The sequence below is a fragment of the Croceicoccus pelagius genome, from assembly GCF_001661915.1.
Lineage (GTDB): Bacteria > Pseudomonadota > Alphaproteobacteria > Sphingomonadales > Sphingomonadaceae > Croceicoccus > Croceicoccus pelagius.
In genome coordinates this window covers 290423-305855 of the sequence record NZ_LYWY01000040.1, presented here as the reverse complement: position 1 = coordinate 305855, position 15433 = coordinate 290423, and the positions used below count along the sequence as shown (strand labels likewise).

Genomic DNA, 15433 nt, shown 5'->3' with positions numbered 1-15433 from the left:
GCCCGCGATAAAGCGTTCAGACAGGCTTGTCGGAATTGGAGGACTCGGCCTTGTCGTCCTCTGGCGGAGGCATGAAATCCTTGGCGAGTGCGTGGTAGAGCCTCTCGCGGCAGACCATCGCACCGGCCCAGTCGGCAAAGAGCGCCGCGGCGAACAGAGGCAGCAGGAGGCCGATATTGCCGGTCGTCTCGGTCAGGATGATCACGGCTGTCAGCGGCGCGCGAACGACGCCGGTGAAGTAGGACACCATGCCCAGCATGACGATCGCGCCCGCCGTCGCGCCGGGGAAGAGCCACGTCAGCCACTGCCCGAAGCCTGCACCGACGGCCAGCGAAGGCGCGAAGATCCCGCCCGGTATCCCGCTGAGCGACGTTGCCAGCGTGGCGGCGAATTTCGCAGGGCCGAGCCACTCGCTCATCACCTGGCCTTCGAGCGCCATCTTCGCCGGTTCGTAGCCCGTGCCCCATGTCAGCCCGCCCGAGGCGATGCCGACCGCCGCGACGACCGCGCCGCAGACGAAAGCGAGGAGGATCGGACGCTTGCCGAACAAGTGGCTTTGCCTTGCCACCTGGCGCGAGCGGATAAGGGTGCGCGCGAACAGTCCGCCCAGCGCGCCGCCCAGCAGGCCCGCGACCGGAGCTGCAATCAGCACTGTGTGCAACGGCAGCGTCGCGTCGATCGAGCCGAAATAGGTGTAGTCGCCCGCGATGCCCTGCGCGGTCATACCCGCAATGATGACCGCACCCATAACGAGCGCTGCCATGCGCTGTTCGTAGGCGATGGCCAGTTCCTCGATCGCGAAGGCGATCCCGGCAAGCGGCGTGTTGAACGCGGCCGAAACACCCGCCGCGCCGCCCGCGATCAGGACGCTGCGGCGCACCGCGGCCTGTGTCAGGCGGTGGGTTGCGGTCATGATCGCGGCGCCGACCTGCACCGTCGGACCTTCGCGCCCGACCGAGGCGCCGCCCAGCAGCGCCAGCACGGTTAGCGAAATCTTGGCGAAACCGGCCTTCAGCGAGAACAGCCGTTCCGTCGCGCGTTCATCCCGCACGGCGGCGATGACTTGCGGGATGCCGGATCCTGCCGCCTCTGCCGCCAGCAAGCGGGTGAGCCAGGCGCAGATCACGAAGATCGCGGGTGTGAGGATTGCGGGTAGCCAGAACCAGCGGGCTTCCATCGCGTGAAACAGGTCTAGTGCGATGTCGCCGGCCTTGGCGAAGATCAGCGCGACCAGGCCGATGGCAACGGCGCCCATCAGGGTCGCTACGCGGCGCCGCCAGTCCCCCATTTCCTCGCTCAGGCGCTTGGGTATCGGGATGGGAAAGCGGGGGCGACTCATTGTGCGCCCGCCTTAACGGAGGGGCCGGTCAGGGTCCAGCGATGTTCAGGAAAACTGCCTTAATCCTGTCCGATCAGCGATTAGGCAGGCAATCCCCGCTCCAGCGTTTCCATCGCCAGCGCCGCCAGCAGTGCTGATCCGCGCGGCAACACGCTCTCGTCGACATGCATGCGCGGGCTGTGGAGCCCCGGCGCTTTTTGCCAGTCTGCATCGGGCTTGGCGACGCCCAGCAGGATCATCGCGCCCGGCACAGCGTCGAGGACGTATGAGAAGTCCTCTGCCGTCATCAGCGGATCGGGCAGGTCGTACCAGGCTTGCTCGCCAAAGCGATCCTTCACGACTTCGCGGGCAAGGGCGACCGCGCGGGCATCGTTGTTGGTCACGGGGAAGCCATGCTCGACAATAAATTCGCCCGCCATGCCGTGGGCTGAGGCGATGCCTTCGACCAGATCCTTGCAGGCCGCGTGAACCCGCTCGCGCGTTTCGGGCGACAGGGTGCGGATCGTGCCGCGCAAGGTGCAGACGTCGGGGATGATGTTGTCGGCATCGCTGGCGCGGAACTGGGTGACGGTGACGACGACCTGCTCGGCGGCGTTGAAGCGCCGCGTCACCATGGCCTGCAACGCGGTCACGATTTCGCAGGCAACCGGCAGCGGGTCGGCGGAGAAGTGCGGCATGGAGGCATGGCCGCCGCGCCCTTTCACGCGGATCTCGATAGCATCGGACGCGGCCATTAGCGGGCCTTCGCGGCACACGAACAGCCCGTGCGGGGCGTTGGGAATGATGTGATAGGCAAATGCGGCCTCTGGCAGCGGATCGATCAGCCCGTCCTCGATCATCATGCGGCCCCCGCCGAAACCTTCCTCGCCCGGCTGGAACATGAACATGACTTCGCCCCGGATGCTGTTCACGCGTTCGGCCAGAAGCTTCACCGCGCCGACCAGCATGGCGGTATGCGTGTCGTGCCCGCAGGCATGCATCCGGCCCGGAATGGTGGAGGAGAAATCGAGCCCCGTTTCCTCGCCCATCGGCAAAGCATCCATGTCGCCGCGCAGCAGGACGCGCCGTCCTTCGTCCGCGCCGCCTTTCAGAATCGCGACCTGTCCCGTCGTTTGCGGGCCTTCGCGCCATTCGAGCGGCAGGTCGGCCAGTGCCTCGCGCACTTTGGCCATCGTCTTCGGGGTTTCGAGGCCCAGTTCGGGCTCTGCATGGATCGCACGGCGCAAGGCCGTGATCTCTGGCCCGATGGCTTCGGCAGCGGCGGTCAGTTCGTCATTCGTGATGCGGTTCATAGGGCGCAAGATAAACGCCCCGGCCGCCATGTCGAGCGGCCGGGGCGCATGTTATTGCCCTATTGCGGAAAAGCTTAAGGGTAAGTGATGTTGATCCGCGTGGTCAGGCCCGGCTTCGGCACGCTGAGGCGGACCGAGCGGAAGGCGGGAATGCCGGCCAGCGTGCTGGGGTTGTTCGAAAAGCCGAACCCTTCGGTCGGCAGACCCAAGCCGCTGCGGTTGATCTTACGGCTGCCATCTTCGTCGTGATAGATCGCGATGGCATAGACGCCGTTCTTCGGCAGCTTCACACAGCCGCGCCACGTACCCTCCTTGGCCGGGAAACGCACGACGTCGAGCGAACCCTTGCTGGCGAGGAAGCGGCTGGAATCGTCGGCATAGATTGTGACCGCCATCAGGCCCGAGGAACTCTTGACCCCCGTGACCTCGACATTGAGCCACGATGCGCCGGAAAGATCGCCCTGGCACTGGGCCGGTGCGGCCATCGCGGGGGCAGGAGCCGCAGCAAGCGCGCCAAGGCCCGCCATTGCCATCACGGGCGCTGCGAGGACGCTCTTCTTGCCTGGGCCGAACTTAAGTGCACTCATCGGTATCTCCGATACGTAAATAATTCATGTCTGCGGGGGAGAAGGCGTAAAGGTGGAGGCGTCTGGCGACGCTTTCAACCCCAACTATTCGCCCCCGAAAGCCGTTCCGGCCGGTTTGATGCAAACGCGGCTTTTCCGGCAGTCTTGCAGGTCGAACTAGCTATCGACCCGTGAATAGCCGCTGAATTCCTTCTTAATCCAAGAGTTCGCAGCCGTGTTACGTTTCCTCCAGCCACCTCGCGACGATGGCCCCCGATGCGGCTTCGGAACGGGCGCGGGCGTTGCCGCCTTGCCGAACCGAGCGCACCGTGCGGCTGGCCAGCCAGCGGACGAAGCCTTCCTCGTGTTCGCGTTTGATGCCCCCCTTGAGGCGCGATGCCAGGGTCGCGAACAAACCGTTGCGCGCGGATTGCGAGGCAAGAAGCACCTGCGCTCGCTGTTCGAAGTCTTGCAGCAGCAAGCGTTCACCCTCGGCCAGCACTTCGGCAGGGACATTTTGCTGCCCGATGTTCAGCCCCGTCGGGCCCATGACCTTGTCGACCAGTGCGACGACCAGCCGTGCTCCGGCAAGCCACCCGCCTTCCCGCGCTATGGCGGCAAACCGCACGGCATCGACGGGTGAGCGTGCCAGCAACTGCGCGATGTCCACCAGCGCGAGCGGGCCGCAGTCGAAACGGTGGTTGTAGGCCGCGTGAAGCACCTGGTGACCGAGCATCTCCACGTCGCCCGGAAAGGCGATCGGCGTGCCGGCCAGATGCTCGACCTTGGCACTCGCGAGGATCGTCGCGGTGTCGATAGAGGGCAGCCCCGGTTCTGCAATGCGATGGTGGAGTTCGACGTAGCGCTGGCAATCGGTCAGCAGGATCGGGTCGAGGTGCTTGTCCCCGTCGAGTGCCTTGGCGATAGCGCGTTCGCGATTGGCCGGCACGTCACAACCCGCCTGCGCCATGGCTTCGAGCGCGCGGGGCAGGTCTTGGGGCGCGACCAGAAGATCGATGTCGCGCATCGGGCGCAGGGCCGCTTCGGGGTAGTCGAAGAAGGCCAGCCGCGCGCCTTTCAGAGCCACCATCGGTACCTGGACATCGGAAAAGGCGCGGGCAAGCCGGACGAGCGCGGCCTGCGCGGTCAGCGCGCTGAACGACGCGGTGCGATAGGCCTCTTTCCATTGCCCGGCGAGATCGGCGCGAACCAGCCAGTCCCCCCCTGATGTACGCAAACGGTGGTGCAGCCAAGGCTCCAGCCGGTGCTGCTGCGCCATGGCGGCGATCGCCTGCCAGTCGGCCTCTTCCAGCGCGTTCCATTCGGGCGGTGTTCGCGCCGGTCCGATGAGGTCGAGGAGCGCCGCCTTCTGCCTGTCGAGCGCCTCGTTCACGATCGATTCTCGATCGCTTCGATCCGTCCATCCCGCATATGAACGAGCGTGTCTGCAGTCTCTGCCAGCTTGCCGCGGTGCGCGATGACGAGGATCGTGCGCGTGCCCGCCATGCCTGCGATTGCGGCGCCGATCGCCGCCTCGTTCGCGGAGTCGAGCGCGCTTGTCGCTTCGTCGAGGATCAACAACGCCGGATCGCGAAGCAGCGCACGGGCAAGTGCGATCCTCTGTCGCTCCCCGCCCGAAAGCTGGCGTCCGGCATCGCCGACCACCGTGTCGAGCCCACAGGGCAGGTCGAACACGAACCCCGCGCTTGCCGAACGCAGTGCCTGTTCGAGCGTATCCTCGCGGGCCTCGGGCTCTGCCCAGAGCAGGTTTTCGCGCACCGTTCCGTGGAACAGCACAGGTTCCTGATGGACATAGGCGACCGAGGCGCGCCAGCCTATCAGTCCTTCGGGAGAGAGAGCCTGGCCGTCTATCTCCACCACGCCTTCGTCCGGTTGCAAAAGACCGCCGAAGATGTCGGCAAGCGTGCTCTTGCCCGCACCCGACGGGCCGACGAGTACGGTTGTCGCGTCCACCGCGAGATCAAGCGTCACGCCTTCGACCGCTGCCTGCTCGCGCCCCGGATGGCGCACGGCGACACCGTTGACGGAAATGCTGCTGGCCGGGTGCAGGCGGGCGGAACCGGTCGGGGACAGTTCCTCGGCCTCGCGCAAGGTTTCGATAAGCGCTTCGGCATCTTTCAGCGCAGGCACCGCATGAACCCAGTGCTGGGCCGCCTGCTGCAGTGAATCGAGCAGCGGCACCGAGCGCGCGAAAAGAGCGATCAGCGGGAGGAGCACGGCAGGGGCGATGTCGCGGGAAGAGGCGAGCGCCACGATCACCGCCAGCAGGAGCGCCGCACCCACGTGGAGCAGGACGCGGGCGCGGCCTGCGGCTTTCTCGAATGTGATCTGCGCGTCGCGCAAGTCGCTGGTCGAGCGGGTCATCTCCTCGCTCGCAGCCTGCTCGCGGCCGTGGCTTTTTACCAGCCGCATGGCGCGCATCGTGTCGTCCAGCACGGCCTGTACGCGGCGATAATCCTCGCCCAGCCGCTTGCCGAGAAGGTGTGCGCGACGGCGTAGCGGGGCGAACCCGGCAAGGACGACCAGCCCGCCGCCCACCGCGACCAGCGCCAGCACCGGCGAAAGCCAGAGCGCGGCGATCCAGATCGCCCCCAGCGTCGCCGCGCCGGAAATCAGCAGCAGCAGGTTGGCAAACCCGTAGCCGAGCCGGTCCACACCCATGACGACCATGCTGGCGTGATCCGAATTGCGCAGCGCCGAAAGCGTGCGCCAATCGGCCCTGACCAGCGCGGAAAAGACTGTCTTACGCCAGTGATCGACCACCTCAAGCTGTAACCGGCGCTGCAGCACGCTCACCGCATATTGCAGCACCGCACGCAAGGCGACGAGCGCGACGAAGAAGGCGAGGAGAGCGCTGAGCGTGACGTGGCTCGCCAAAGGGTGCGCCCAGTCGGGAATGTTGCCCGCGTCCGCCGACAGCAGCGATAGCATCGGGACGAGCGCGATGATGCCGGCCCCTTCGGTCAGCGCGCTCGCCAGCATGAGCGCGAGCAGCGCCAGCAGGCGGGGCGCGGCTACGCTGCGCAGGAGAGTGACCGATGTGCCCTTCATCGCATCCGTCCTAATGGGCTGTGCGGCCCGCGTCACCTGCTGCAAGGGGCGCGTGCAGGCTCAATTGCGGCCGTCGACATAGCGGGCGAAGCGGCCCGCGACGACGGCGGCGGCAAGCGGCATGAATACCTCGAGCTTGGCGCGGTAGTCGGGACGGTCGGGCCAGTTGTCGAGCAATTCCATCGCGCCTTCGACGTCGATGATCGCGTTCATCACCGGATCGTCAGCGATACGCTCGATCTCCTCGCGCATCAGGGCAAGGCGCGGCGTTTCGCGTTCGAACCAGTCGACGCCGTGGCGGCCATAGCGCCGGTTGGTGCGTTGCGCCTCGGGCAAACGCCCTATCGCCATACGGCGGGCGAGGTAACGCTGTTCGCCATGGCGCACGTATTGGTCAGTCGGGATCGTCAGGCAGAATTCGAGAAGGGGCCGGTACTGTGGAATCGTACGGAAGCGGAACCCGTAGAGGTCTTCGGCCGCGGCGGTCATCTCGGTTCCGCCAGAGGTCATCGACCAGGCATCGCTGACGAAATCGCGCCGCGTCCGCACCCATTCGCGCTCTCCATATTGTGCGCGGTAACGGGCATCGAGGTCGAGCCTTTCGCGTACCTCCCTGCGCACGAGCGGGCGGGCCATATCACCATGCACCAGTGTGCGGACCGCCGACCTGATCGCGGCAGGCAGGTTCGGCAGGATCGAGCGGGCGGCAAAACGCCGCCACAGCGGCCGATCATCGCCCGGCACCGCGCGCAGGAGGCGCATCAGTTCGCCAAAGCGCCCGGTGCGCAGGAATTCGACGAAGGCCCAGTTGCCTTCGCAGCTAAATGTCTGGTTGCCCATGTCGGCAGTAAACAGCCAGTCGCATCCCGCGTCTGATGCCGCCTGCCACGGCCCACGGAATTCGGATGCGATCAGCGATGGGTAGGCTGCGTCGCTTGTGCGGAAAGTATCGTCCAGCATGTGCCCGAATGCGATGCCGCGATTGTCGATGAACTGCGGATCGAGCGCCGGATATAGCGCGGCGAATGCCTCGACCGCTGGCCCGTCCGAATGGAAATGCGCGGGCAGGACAGGCTCGTTGCCTTCCTGCAGCGGCACAAACGTAAAGCTCTTGAGCCGGCGCCCTTCCGGTAACTGGTCGAGAATTTCGGCAGCGACAAGCGGCGAATCGAGTCCGCCCGACAGAAGGATGCCGGGCCTCACCGCCGGGCCCAGCGCATGGCGCACCGAATCCGCCAGAAGAGCGTTCGCTTGTTCGACGTAGTCCTCGTCGCGCGCAAGCCTCGTCGCGGACAGGGCGTGCGGGTCATACCACTGCACTTTCTGAACGCTGCCGCGATCGATCGTGACGACGCTGCCCTGTTCGACCTGGCTGACTTCGTCGAAATAAGTCTGTGCACCCCACGATGGCGCGAGACCATAGAGCAGCTCGGCATAGCGCGCCGGATCGACCGAGCGTTCGAGGCCAAGGCCGAACAGCACGCGCGGGACCGAGGCGGCAACGGCGCAGCTATTGGCGAGTGTGTAGAAAAGCCCGTGCTTTGACCAAGGCGCGCGGGAAAGCCGCATGACCCCGTCGGCAGGAATGATGATCGCGGCATAGTCACCCACGATGCGGCGTTCTGCGGCGATGCCCCAGGTCTCGGTCGCTGCGCCGTAGAGCGCTGCGACATTGCTGTCGGCGGGGAGCGAGAGTTCCCGCGAAATCTCGTCCGCGTTGTCGATCCAGCCGTTGAAGGCGACGATGGTGCCAGACTGCGTGCGTGCGGTCTTTCCGTGGGCCTGCCGCGGCGGATGACGCAGAAGGACCGCGCTGTCGCCCATGCGGGACAGCGTTTCGTCGCCGCGAGCCGCTGCGGCATCGCCAAACGACAAACGCGACAGATCGAACCGAGGATTATCTCCCCAGACGATACCTGCCGCGATCATGGTGAAATCAGAAGTGCCGGAGTGCCTCGAAGGGCACCCGATCAGCTCTTGCTGTTGCCGACGCCTTGCTGGTTTCCGCCGCTCTGGTCAGCGGGGTTGGCCGAGCCTGCGACATCGCGAAGCGTGCCAACGAACTTCAGTTCAGGCTTGACCCAAGTGCGGTCGTTCTGCTGCATGTCCGTTTTGCTTCCCGTTACTTCGGCCATAGTTTTACGGATTTGGCCGTTAACCGTCATGATGGTTCCAACCCCGCCTATATTGCGTTGCACCCAAATGCAATCCATCAGGAAATTAACTACGGAATTGTAATAAACTGGCGTGCATTCCATCGCTGTCGCCAAGTATTGTCTGGCCGTTCAATTCGACCCACGCGTGAAGGTCATGCGCGGTTCCGCGCTCGCCCGCCGGACGGATGCCGACGACGACCGTGCTGTCCATGCCGCGCCGTTCCATCATCCAGCGCAGTCCGATGGCCTGCGGCAGGCACAGCGTTCCGGGAAGGCGAAATGCTGCCCGCCGGACAGCGGCGGCACATTGCCGCGCAGCAAGTTCGTCTTCTGCTGAAACGGCACCCACGTCTTGTCGCAGGGCGTAAGGTTCGGACTTGCCGAGGATGCGACCTAGCCTGCGCAAAGGCACGAAGCGCACGATCATGCGCGCCGCCAGAAGAAGCGCCATTGCCTCCAAGGCGCGAAGGCGCACGCGCGTCATGGTGCGGTTTTCTGCACCAGTCCGGCCTCGGCCAAGGAGGCGATGAATTCGCCGACGTGCTGTGCGATCTGCGCTTCGCTTTCGTCGAATTGCGGCGCGAGAAGGGCCGCGATGCCCGCTTCGTCATGCGCGCCGTCGATGGCCTTCCAGACGTCGAGCGCCGTCCCTTCGAGCGAGAAGAACGTGCCGGTATCGACGTTCATGAGGACGACTTCCCCGTCGACTTCGGTTTCTACGTAACTGCCTTCACACTTGCTGATCATCTGCGCCCTGTCTGTCCATGCGAAAGATGCCTGATAACGTGCCCACGAGAAAATCGTGAGTGTTTGCGAAGCAACCCGGGTCCAGAGGACGCGTGAAGCGGAATACCGGAACCGCGCAGGCGAGCCGCGCAAGGTCCTTCATGCGGCCTGCCCGATCCTGCCCTTGCGCCATGATGCGATGCTGCGAGGTATAGTGATCGTCGTCCAGCAGCGCGATCCGCGCTGCGCCGCGCACAGGTTCGAATGCCAGCGCAGCACCCGCCTCGACAACGACGATCGCGCCGAGCGGAAGAGGGTGATCGATCTCGCTCGGCTCTTCGGCGGCGAAGACCTTGCGGTAGTCTTCGGACACCAGCTCGAAGGCTGGCATTCCCGTCATCTCGACCGAATCGGTCCAGAGCTTCAGCCGCTTGTGGCCGGGAAGGCACATCGGCTTGCCGCTGGCCATGTCCACGACAAGCGTATCGTCCGCAACGATGGGCAATCCGCGCGATCGCAGCGCTGCGGCCGTGGTCGACTTTCCCGCGCCGGACGGGCCGGTAAAGGCGATGGCCTTGCCGTCCACTTCCACGGCCGAGGCGTGGAGCGCGGTGAAGCCGTTGATTGCGGCAATTGCGCTATGCACCGACCCTGCAAGAAACAGGTCCAGCAGACCTTTCTTGGCAGGATCGTCGATCTGGATCGTGATGCAGTCGCCCTTGCGATAGCTGCACGCAAAGCCTTCCTCGCGGAGGACGAAGCTGTCGCCAACGATCCGGTTATGGCCGACGGCCACCGCGTATCCGCCCAGCACGGGATCTACCACGCCATGCGCGACGCGGGTTTCGCGCTGCATCAAGGACATGGCTTCGGCTGGGCGCATTTTTTCGGGTTCCGTCCCGTCACCGGCGCCGGGGCGCGCCTTCTTGTGCGGGATATCTGCGCTTAACCATGCGCTTCGCCGCGTTCAAGCGGATGCGTTTGTACTGACACGATCCGGAACAAGTGCGGGTTAACTGCGCTTTTCAACCTCTGCCCGTGTTCAGCTATGTGAATAAAGCTGCGATTGCGCCTTGTGGCGCTTTGCCCGGCTGGAGTAATTCGATGTCCATGCCAACACCGCTTATCTCGCCCTCCATCCTGTCTGCAGACTTCGCCGCACTTGGCGAGGAAGTGCGCGCCATCGACGCAGCCGGCGCGGACTGGATCCATGTCGACGTCATGGACGGCCACTACGTTCCCAACATCACCATCGGCCCCGCCGTGGTGAAGGCGCTTCGTCCGCATACGGCCAAGACCTTCGACGTCCACCTCATGATCAGCCCGGTGGACCTGTACCTCGAAGACTTCGCCAAGGCAGGCGCGGACATCATTACAGTTCATCCCGAGGCCGGACCCCACGTCCACCGCACGGTGCAGGCGATCAAGGCGCTGGGCTGCAAGGCGGGCATTTCGCTGAACCCCGCAACGCCTGCCAAGATGCTCGACTACCTGATCGACGACATCGACCTCGTCCTGGTGATGAGCGTCAATCCCGGTTTCGGCGGGCAGAGCTTCATCCACTCGCAGCTTCGCAAGATCGAGGCGATGCGCAAGATGATCGACAAGACGGGCCGCGACATCCACCTTGAAGTCGACGGCGGCGTGAACGCGGAAACCGCGAAGCTTTGCGTCGATGCCGGGGCCGATGTGCTGGTCGCCGGATCGGCCACGTTCAAGGGCGGGCCTGACAAGTACGCTGAGAACATCGCTGCCCTCAAGGCGGCGGGAGGCTGATGCTTCCATGGGCTTCGAACCGACCCGCCTCCCTGACGAGCCGGTCCGGATCGAGCCCCGGAACCGGGCTTTACCCTTGAATGGCAGCGATAACGAGAACGGGCTGGTCGAACCCGCCCCGCTGACGCCGGAGCCGACGCTTTCGGGTGAGCCGGAGCTTGCCGACCTGTCGCCACCGCGTCTGGGTGTCGTCGATGGCGCAATGCGGTTCCTCTATGCGCGCGGCGTTTCGGCGCGCAACCTTGTACGCCCATTCCATAAGCCCTCGCGCCTGCGCATTCTTGCCACGGTCGACGAGCCGCTTCCGGGCGAACGTGCGGCGGGCATGGCCTTGCGCGCCGGGCACTTCCTGATCGCGGGCAAGCGGCTGGGGGTCGAGGCTGCCGACTATGGCAGCGCGTCGCATGCCCCACCGGTGGCGCGCACGGTACACGGCTTTACCTGGCTGGCCGATCTCGAGGCGGCGGGCACGCGTGACAAGGTTGCGCCGGTCGCGGACGACATCATGCGCCGCTGGATGCTGGCCAATGCCGAGATCGGGGCCGGCCCCGCGTGGAGTGTCGGCCATGTCGGTCTGCGGGTTCTCAACTGGCTGATCCATGCGCCGTTGATCCTGTCGGGCAATGATCGTTCCTTCCGCGCCAGAGTTCTACGCCATCTGTCGAAGACCGCGCTCTGGCTCGACAAGCAGGCTCCGCGCGGCGGCGCTGCGCACGAGGTGATCCCCGCATGGGCCGCGATCACCGCTGCAGGACTGCTTCTGCCCGATGGCAAGCCGCGCCGCCTGTTCGGCGAAGCGGGACTGATCGCCGCGCTCGGCGATACGGTGGGCGAGGATGGCGGGATGCTCTCGCGCTCGCCCGTGGACCAGATCGAGACGATCGCAATCCTGCTGCGCCTGTCGGCCTGTTACCGCGCCTGCCGCCGCGATCCGCCTCCGCAGTTTCAGGTCATGCTCTCGTTGATGATGCCCGCGCTGCTGTCGTTGACCCATTCGGACGGGACGCTGGGCAGTTGGCAGGGCAGCGCGCCGCTTTCGGCGGACCGCCTGGCCCTGCTGACAGAGGCAGCGGACCCGCGCGCGCGTCCGCTGCATGATGCAAAGCACTGGGGGTTCCAGCGTCTGGCCCTGCGTCAGTCCGTTGTGCAGTTTGACGCAGCGCCGCCGCCTTCGGGCCGTCAGGCGCATGGCGGCTGTGCATCGACGCTGGCGTTCGAATTCAGCCACAAGGAACAGCGAATCGTCGTCAATTGCGGCGGCGCGGCGCTGGCTGGCGCTGCGGTCCCGCGCCGGATCGAGGACGGGTTGCGCAGCACGGCAGCTCACTCGACCCTGATGCTGGGCGAACACGATTCGACGCCGGTCGAACCGAACGGCAAGATGGGTTCGGGCGTGAAGGCAGTGACCTTCGAACGCACGAAGGACGGCAGCGCCTCGGTGCTGACCGCATCGCACGACGGATATGTCGCGCGCCACGGCCTGTTTCACGAACGCCGGCTTGCCCTTTCTGCCGATGGCACGCTACTCGAAGGGGCCGATGCGCTGCTGCCGCGCGGGCGCAAGGCGAAGCGCGGCGATCACGGCTATGCCATCCGCTTCCACCTTGGGCAGGGGATAGAGATCGGGCATCAGCTCGAATCCGAAGGGGGCAAGGGCTTTGCACTCGCCATGCCCGACGGGTCCTACTGGCAGTTCCGTACCGGTGCGCCGGGCCTCGTGGTCGAAGAATCGCTCTGGATCGATGCGGGCGGCCATCCGCGCGGCGTTCACCAGCTTGTCCTGACCGGTTCGGTCGGGCGCGATGGCGGGAAGGTTTTCTGGTCCTTCAAGCGGATGGGCTGAAACCCGCCATCCAGCACGCGATATCGGCCTCTCGGGTGCTTGCGGACCGCAGGGCCACGGCCTAGAGGCACGGGCGAACTCCCAACCGTTCCTGCGCGAAAGGCCGCCTTCATGGAAAAACCCGTTACGATTCGCCGTGCCCTCCTGTCCGTGTCGGACAAGACCGGTCTCGTCGAACTGGGTCAGGCACTGGCCGCTCGCAAGGTGGAACTGGTCTCGACCGGCGGCACTGCGCGCACCCTTCGCGAAGCGGGCATTGAGGTGAAGGACGTGTCCGACATCACCGGTTTCCCCGAGATGATGGACGGCCGCGTGAAGACGTTGCACCCGATGGTCCACGGCGGGCTTCTTTCGGTGCGCGACAATCCCGAACACGCCGCCGCGATGGAACAGCACGGCATCGGCGCGATCGATCTCGTCATCGTCAACCTCTACCCCTTCGTGCAGACGGTGATGAGCGGCGCTGGCCGTGACGACGTGATCGAGAATATCGACATCGGCGGCCCGTCGATGGTGCGCTCTGCCGCGAAGAACCACGAATATGTCGCCATCGTCACCGACCCTGCCGATTATCCGGCGCTGGTGACCGAAATGGACGCAGGCGTCGGCGCGACCGGATACGATTTCCGCAAGATGCTCGCCGCCAAGGCCTTCGCCGCGACCGCCGCTTATGACAGCGCGATCAGCCAGTGGTTCGCCTATGCCGACCAGGGCCAGAAATTCCCGCCGCGCCGCACGATGGCCAGCAAGATCGCGGGTACCCTGCGTTACGGCGAAAACCCGCACCAGGAAGCGGCGCTCTACCTGCCCGAAGGTCCCCACGTATCTGGCCTGCCGCAGGCGATGCAGGTGCAGGGCAAGGAGCTGTCCTACAACAATTACAACGATGCGAACGCCGCGCTGGAGCTGTGTGCCGAATTTCGTGACGGCCCGCCGACCGTGGTGATCGTCAAGCACGCCAACCCCTGCGGCGTCGCCACCGCGAACTCGCTGGAAGAGGCGTGGGACAAGGCGCTCGCCTGCGATTCGGTTTCCGCGTTCGGCGGTATCGTCGCGGTTAACCGCCCGCTCGATGCCGGAACGGCAGAGGCGATTACCAAGATCTTCACCGAAGTCGTCGTCGCCCCCGATGCCACGGAAGAGGCCAAGGCCATATTCGCCAAGAAGAAGAACCTGCGCCTCCTGCTCCTGTCCGACGGCCTGCCCGATCCGCGCCGTCCCGGCGTCAATCAGGTCGTCATCGCAGGCGGCCTGCTGGTTCAGGACCGCGACAGCGCCGCCGTGACCGAGGCCGACCTCAAGGTCGTAACCAAGCGCGCCCCGACCGAACAGGAGCTGAAGGATTGCCTGTTCGCCTGGACCGTTGCCCGCCACGTGAAATCGAACGCCATCGTCTACGCCAAGGACGGTCAGACCGCCGGTATCGGCGCGGGCCAGATGAACCGCCGCGATTCGGCGCGCATCGCGGCCGCCAAGGCTGCCGAAGCTGCCGAGACTTATGGCTGGTCAGAGGCGAAGACGGTCGGCAGCGCGGTCGCCTCCGACGCGTTCTTCCCGTTTGCCGACGGGCTGCTGTCGGCAGCAGAAGCAGGCGCGACGGCGGTGATTCAACCGGGCGGTTCGATCCGCGATGAAGACGTCATCAAGGCCGCCGACGATGCCGGTCTTGCCATGGTCTTCACCGGGATGCGCCACTTCCGGCACTGATTTTTCGTAGGCGCTGCTGTAACCGGTTCAGGTTCCTGAACGAAAGGATGGGGTAGAGTTCATCCTTTCTTCAGCGGACCCGGGTTAACACCGTGCTTACCAAGTTCAGAAACGCAAACACCGGTCACGAAAGACAAAGCCATGCCACTCATCGACAGCAGCCTTATCCGCAATTTCGCGATCGGCTTCGCGCTGGGTGCAGCCGGGCTTTTCGCGGTGTCGGGCTTCCCGATCGAAGCGCAGGCCATCGCGTCGGTCCTGGGCTGAACACCTTCCGCTCCACATTTCTGATGCTCGCTGGCGCCGCTCTGTTAAGCGCGTGCCAGCAACCCGCGATTGCTGCCTCGGGCGAAGAGGCGGTGGCGACTCCGGCCGCAGTGATCCGTGCGAAGGAAGAAGGCGGGCTCAAGACCGCAATCTTTGCAGGTGGCTGTTTCTGGGGCGTCGAGGGCGTTTTCAGCCACGTGAAGGGCGTGACCAGCGCGGTCAGCGGCTATCACGGCGGCAGCAAGCGCGATGCCAGCTACAAGCGAGTCACGACTGGTTCGACCGGCCATGCCGAGGCGGTGAAGGTCACGTACGATCCCAGCGTCGTGCGCTATGACGAATTGCTGCGCATCTTTTTTGCCGTCGTTGCCGATCCCACCACGCTGAACCGGCAGGGGCCGGACCACGGTAGCCAGTATCGCAGCGCGCTGATCCCCACCAGCGCGGAACAGGCGCGGGTGGCCAAGGCCTATATCGCGCAGCTGGGCAAGGCGAAGCTGTGGGACAAGCCGATCGTCACGAAGATCGAGAAGCAGGACACCTTCTATCGGGCAGAGGCCTATCACCAGGATTTCATGGCGAAGAACCCGAACCACGGCTACATCCGCCGCTGGGACCGCCCGAAGGTCGAGGCGCTGAAGACGCTGTTCCCGGCGGATTATACCGCGACTTTCCGCAAGAACTGATGC

15 protein-coding genes are annotated in these 15433 nt (G+C 65.1%); 5 read left to right on the top strand and 10 right to left on the bottom strand.

Going from position 1 to position 15433, the window contains the following annotated elements:
• Positions 1-16: 16 nt before the first annotated feature.
• The 10 genes from A9D15_RS15655 to A9D15_RS15615 all read right to left on the bottom strand — a co-directional run bounded on the left by A9D15_RS15655 (position 17) and on the right by A9D15_RS15615 (position 10007).
• Positions 17-1339, bottom strand: a complete 1323-nt coding sequence (locus A9D15_RS15655) for a chloride channel protein (protein ID WP_066766745.1) — start codon at positions 1337-1339, stop codon at positions 17-19.
• An 80-nt stretch (positions 1340-1419) separates the two neighbouring features.
• Positions 1420-2622, bottom strand: coding sequence for a M20 metallopeptidase family protein (locus tag A9D15_RS15650; protein WP_425304730.1), 1203 nt, complete (start codon positions 2620-2622; stop codon positions 1420-1422).
• An 83-nt stretch (positions 2623-2705) separates the two neighbouring features.
• Positions 2706-3218, bottom strand: a complete 513-nt coding sequence (locus A9D15_RS15645; RefSeq protein ID WP_066766740.1) for a DUF2141 domain-containing protein — start codon at positions 3216-3218, stop codon at positions 2706-2708.
• Positions 3219-3435: 217 nt separating this feature from the next.
• Positions 3436-4590 (bottom strand): nucleotidyltransferase domain-containing protein, encoded by a 1155-nt coding sequence (locus tag A9D15_RS15640; protein WP_066766737.1) that lies wholly within the window; start codon positions 4588-4590, stop codon positions 3436-3438.
• A complete protein-coding gene (locus A9D15_RS15635) occupies positions 4587-6269 on the bottom strand; it encodes an ABC transporter ATP-binding protein (RefSeq protein ID WP_066766735.1) in 1683 nt (560 codons plus the stop codon). The genes A9D15_RS15640 and A9D15_RS15635 overlap by 4 nt, the downstream gene beginning before the upstream one ends.
• 60 nt (positions 6270-6329) lie before the next feature.
• On the bottom strand, positions 6330-8198 hold the full coding sequence (locus tag A9D15_RS15630) for an asparagine synthase-related protein (protein ID WP_066766732.1): 1869 nt from the start codon (positions 8196-8198) through the stop codon (positions 6330-6332).
• Positions 8199-8239: 41 nt separating this feature from the next.
• Positions 8240-8434, bottom strand: a complete 195-nt coding sequence (locus tag A9D15_RS16670; protein WP_156521823.1) for a hypothetical protein — start codon at positions 8432-8434, stop codon at positions 8240-8242.
• A gap of 55 nt (positions 8435-8489) precedes the next feature.
• Positions 8490-8909 carry a lasso peptide biosynthesis B2 protein gene (locus A9D15_RS15625; protein ID WP_066766729.1) on the bottom strand — a complete coding sequence of 140 codons (420 nt, stop codon included), beginning with the start codon at positions 8907-8909 and terminating at the stop codon, positions 8490-8492.
• On the bottom strand, positions 8906-9172 hold the full coding sequence (locus A9D15_RS15620; RefSeq protein ID WP_066766727.1) for a PqqD family protein: 267 nt from the start codon (positions 9170-9172) through the stop codon (positions 8906-8908). Before A9D15_RS15620 ends, A9D15_RS15625 begins: the two co-directional genes overlap by 4 nt.
• The gene (locus A9D15_RS15615; RefSeq protein WP_172807543.1) at positions 9156-10007 is read right to left on the bottom strand and encodes a hypothetical protein; all 852 of its coding nucleotides are present in this window, start codon (positions 10005-10007) and stop codon (positions 9156-9158) included. The genes A9D15_RS15620 and A9D15_RS15615 overlap by 17 nt, the downstream gene beginning before the upstream one ends.
• A 254-nt stretch (positions 10008-10261) precedes the next feature.
• On the opposite strand from A9D15_RS15615, the gene rpe reads away from it, so the two are divergent.
• The 5 genes from rpe (at position 10262) to msrA (ending at position 15430) form a co-directional block, all read left to right on the top strand.
• Positions 10262-10927 carry a ribulose-phosphate 3-epimerase gene (gene rpe, locus A9D15_RS15610; protein ID WP_066767004.1) on the top strand — a complete coding sequence of 222 codons (666 nt, stop codon included), beginning with the start codon at positions 10262-10264 and terminating at the stop codon, positions 10925-10927.
• 76 nt (positions 10928-11003) lie between these two features.
• Positions 11004-12770, top strand: a complete 1767-nt coding sequence (locus A9D15_RS15605) for a heparinase II/III family protein (RefSeq protein ID WP_229660330.1) — start codon at positions 11004-11006, stop codon at positions 12768-12770.
• A gap of 111 nt (positions 12771-12881) precedes the next feature.
• Positions 12882-14477 carry a bifunctional phosphoribosylaminoimidazolecarboxamide formyltransferase/IMP cyclohydrolase gene (gene purH, locus A9D15_RS15600; protein ID WP_066766721.1) on the top strand — a complete coding sequence of 532 codons (1596 nt, stop codon included), beginning with the start codon at positions 12882-12884 and terminating at the stop codon, positions 14475-14477.
• A 141-nt stretch (positions 14478-14618) separates the two neighbouring features.
• On the top strand, positions 14619-14744 hold the full coding sequence (locus tag A9D15_RS17085; RefSeq protein WP_268237080.1) for a hypothetical protein: 126 nt from the start codon (positions 14619-14621) through the stop codon (positions 14742-14744).
• A gap of 23 nt (positions 14745-14767) precedes the next feature.
• On the top strand, positions 14768-15430 hold the full coding sequence (gene msrA / locus A9D15_RS15595) for a peptide-methionine (S)-S-oxide reductase MsrA (protein WP_066766719.1): 663 nt from the start codon (positions 14768-14770) through the stop codon (positions 15428-15430).
• The last annotated feature ends 3 nt before the right edge of the window (positions 15431-15433 follow it).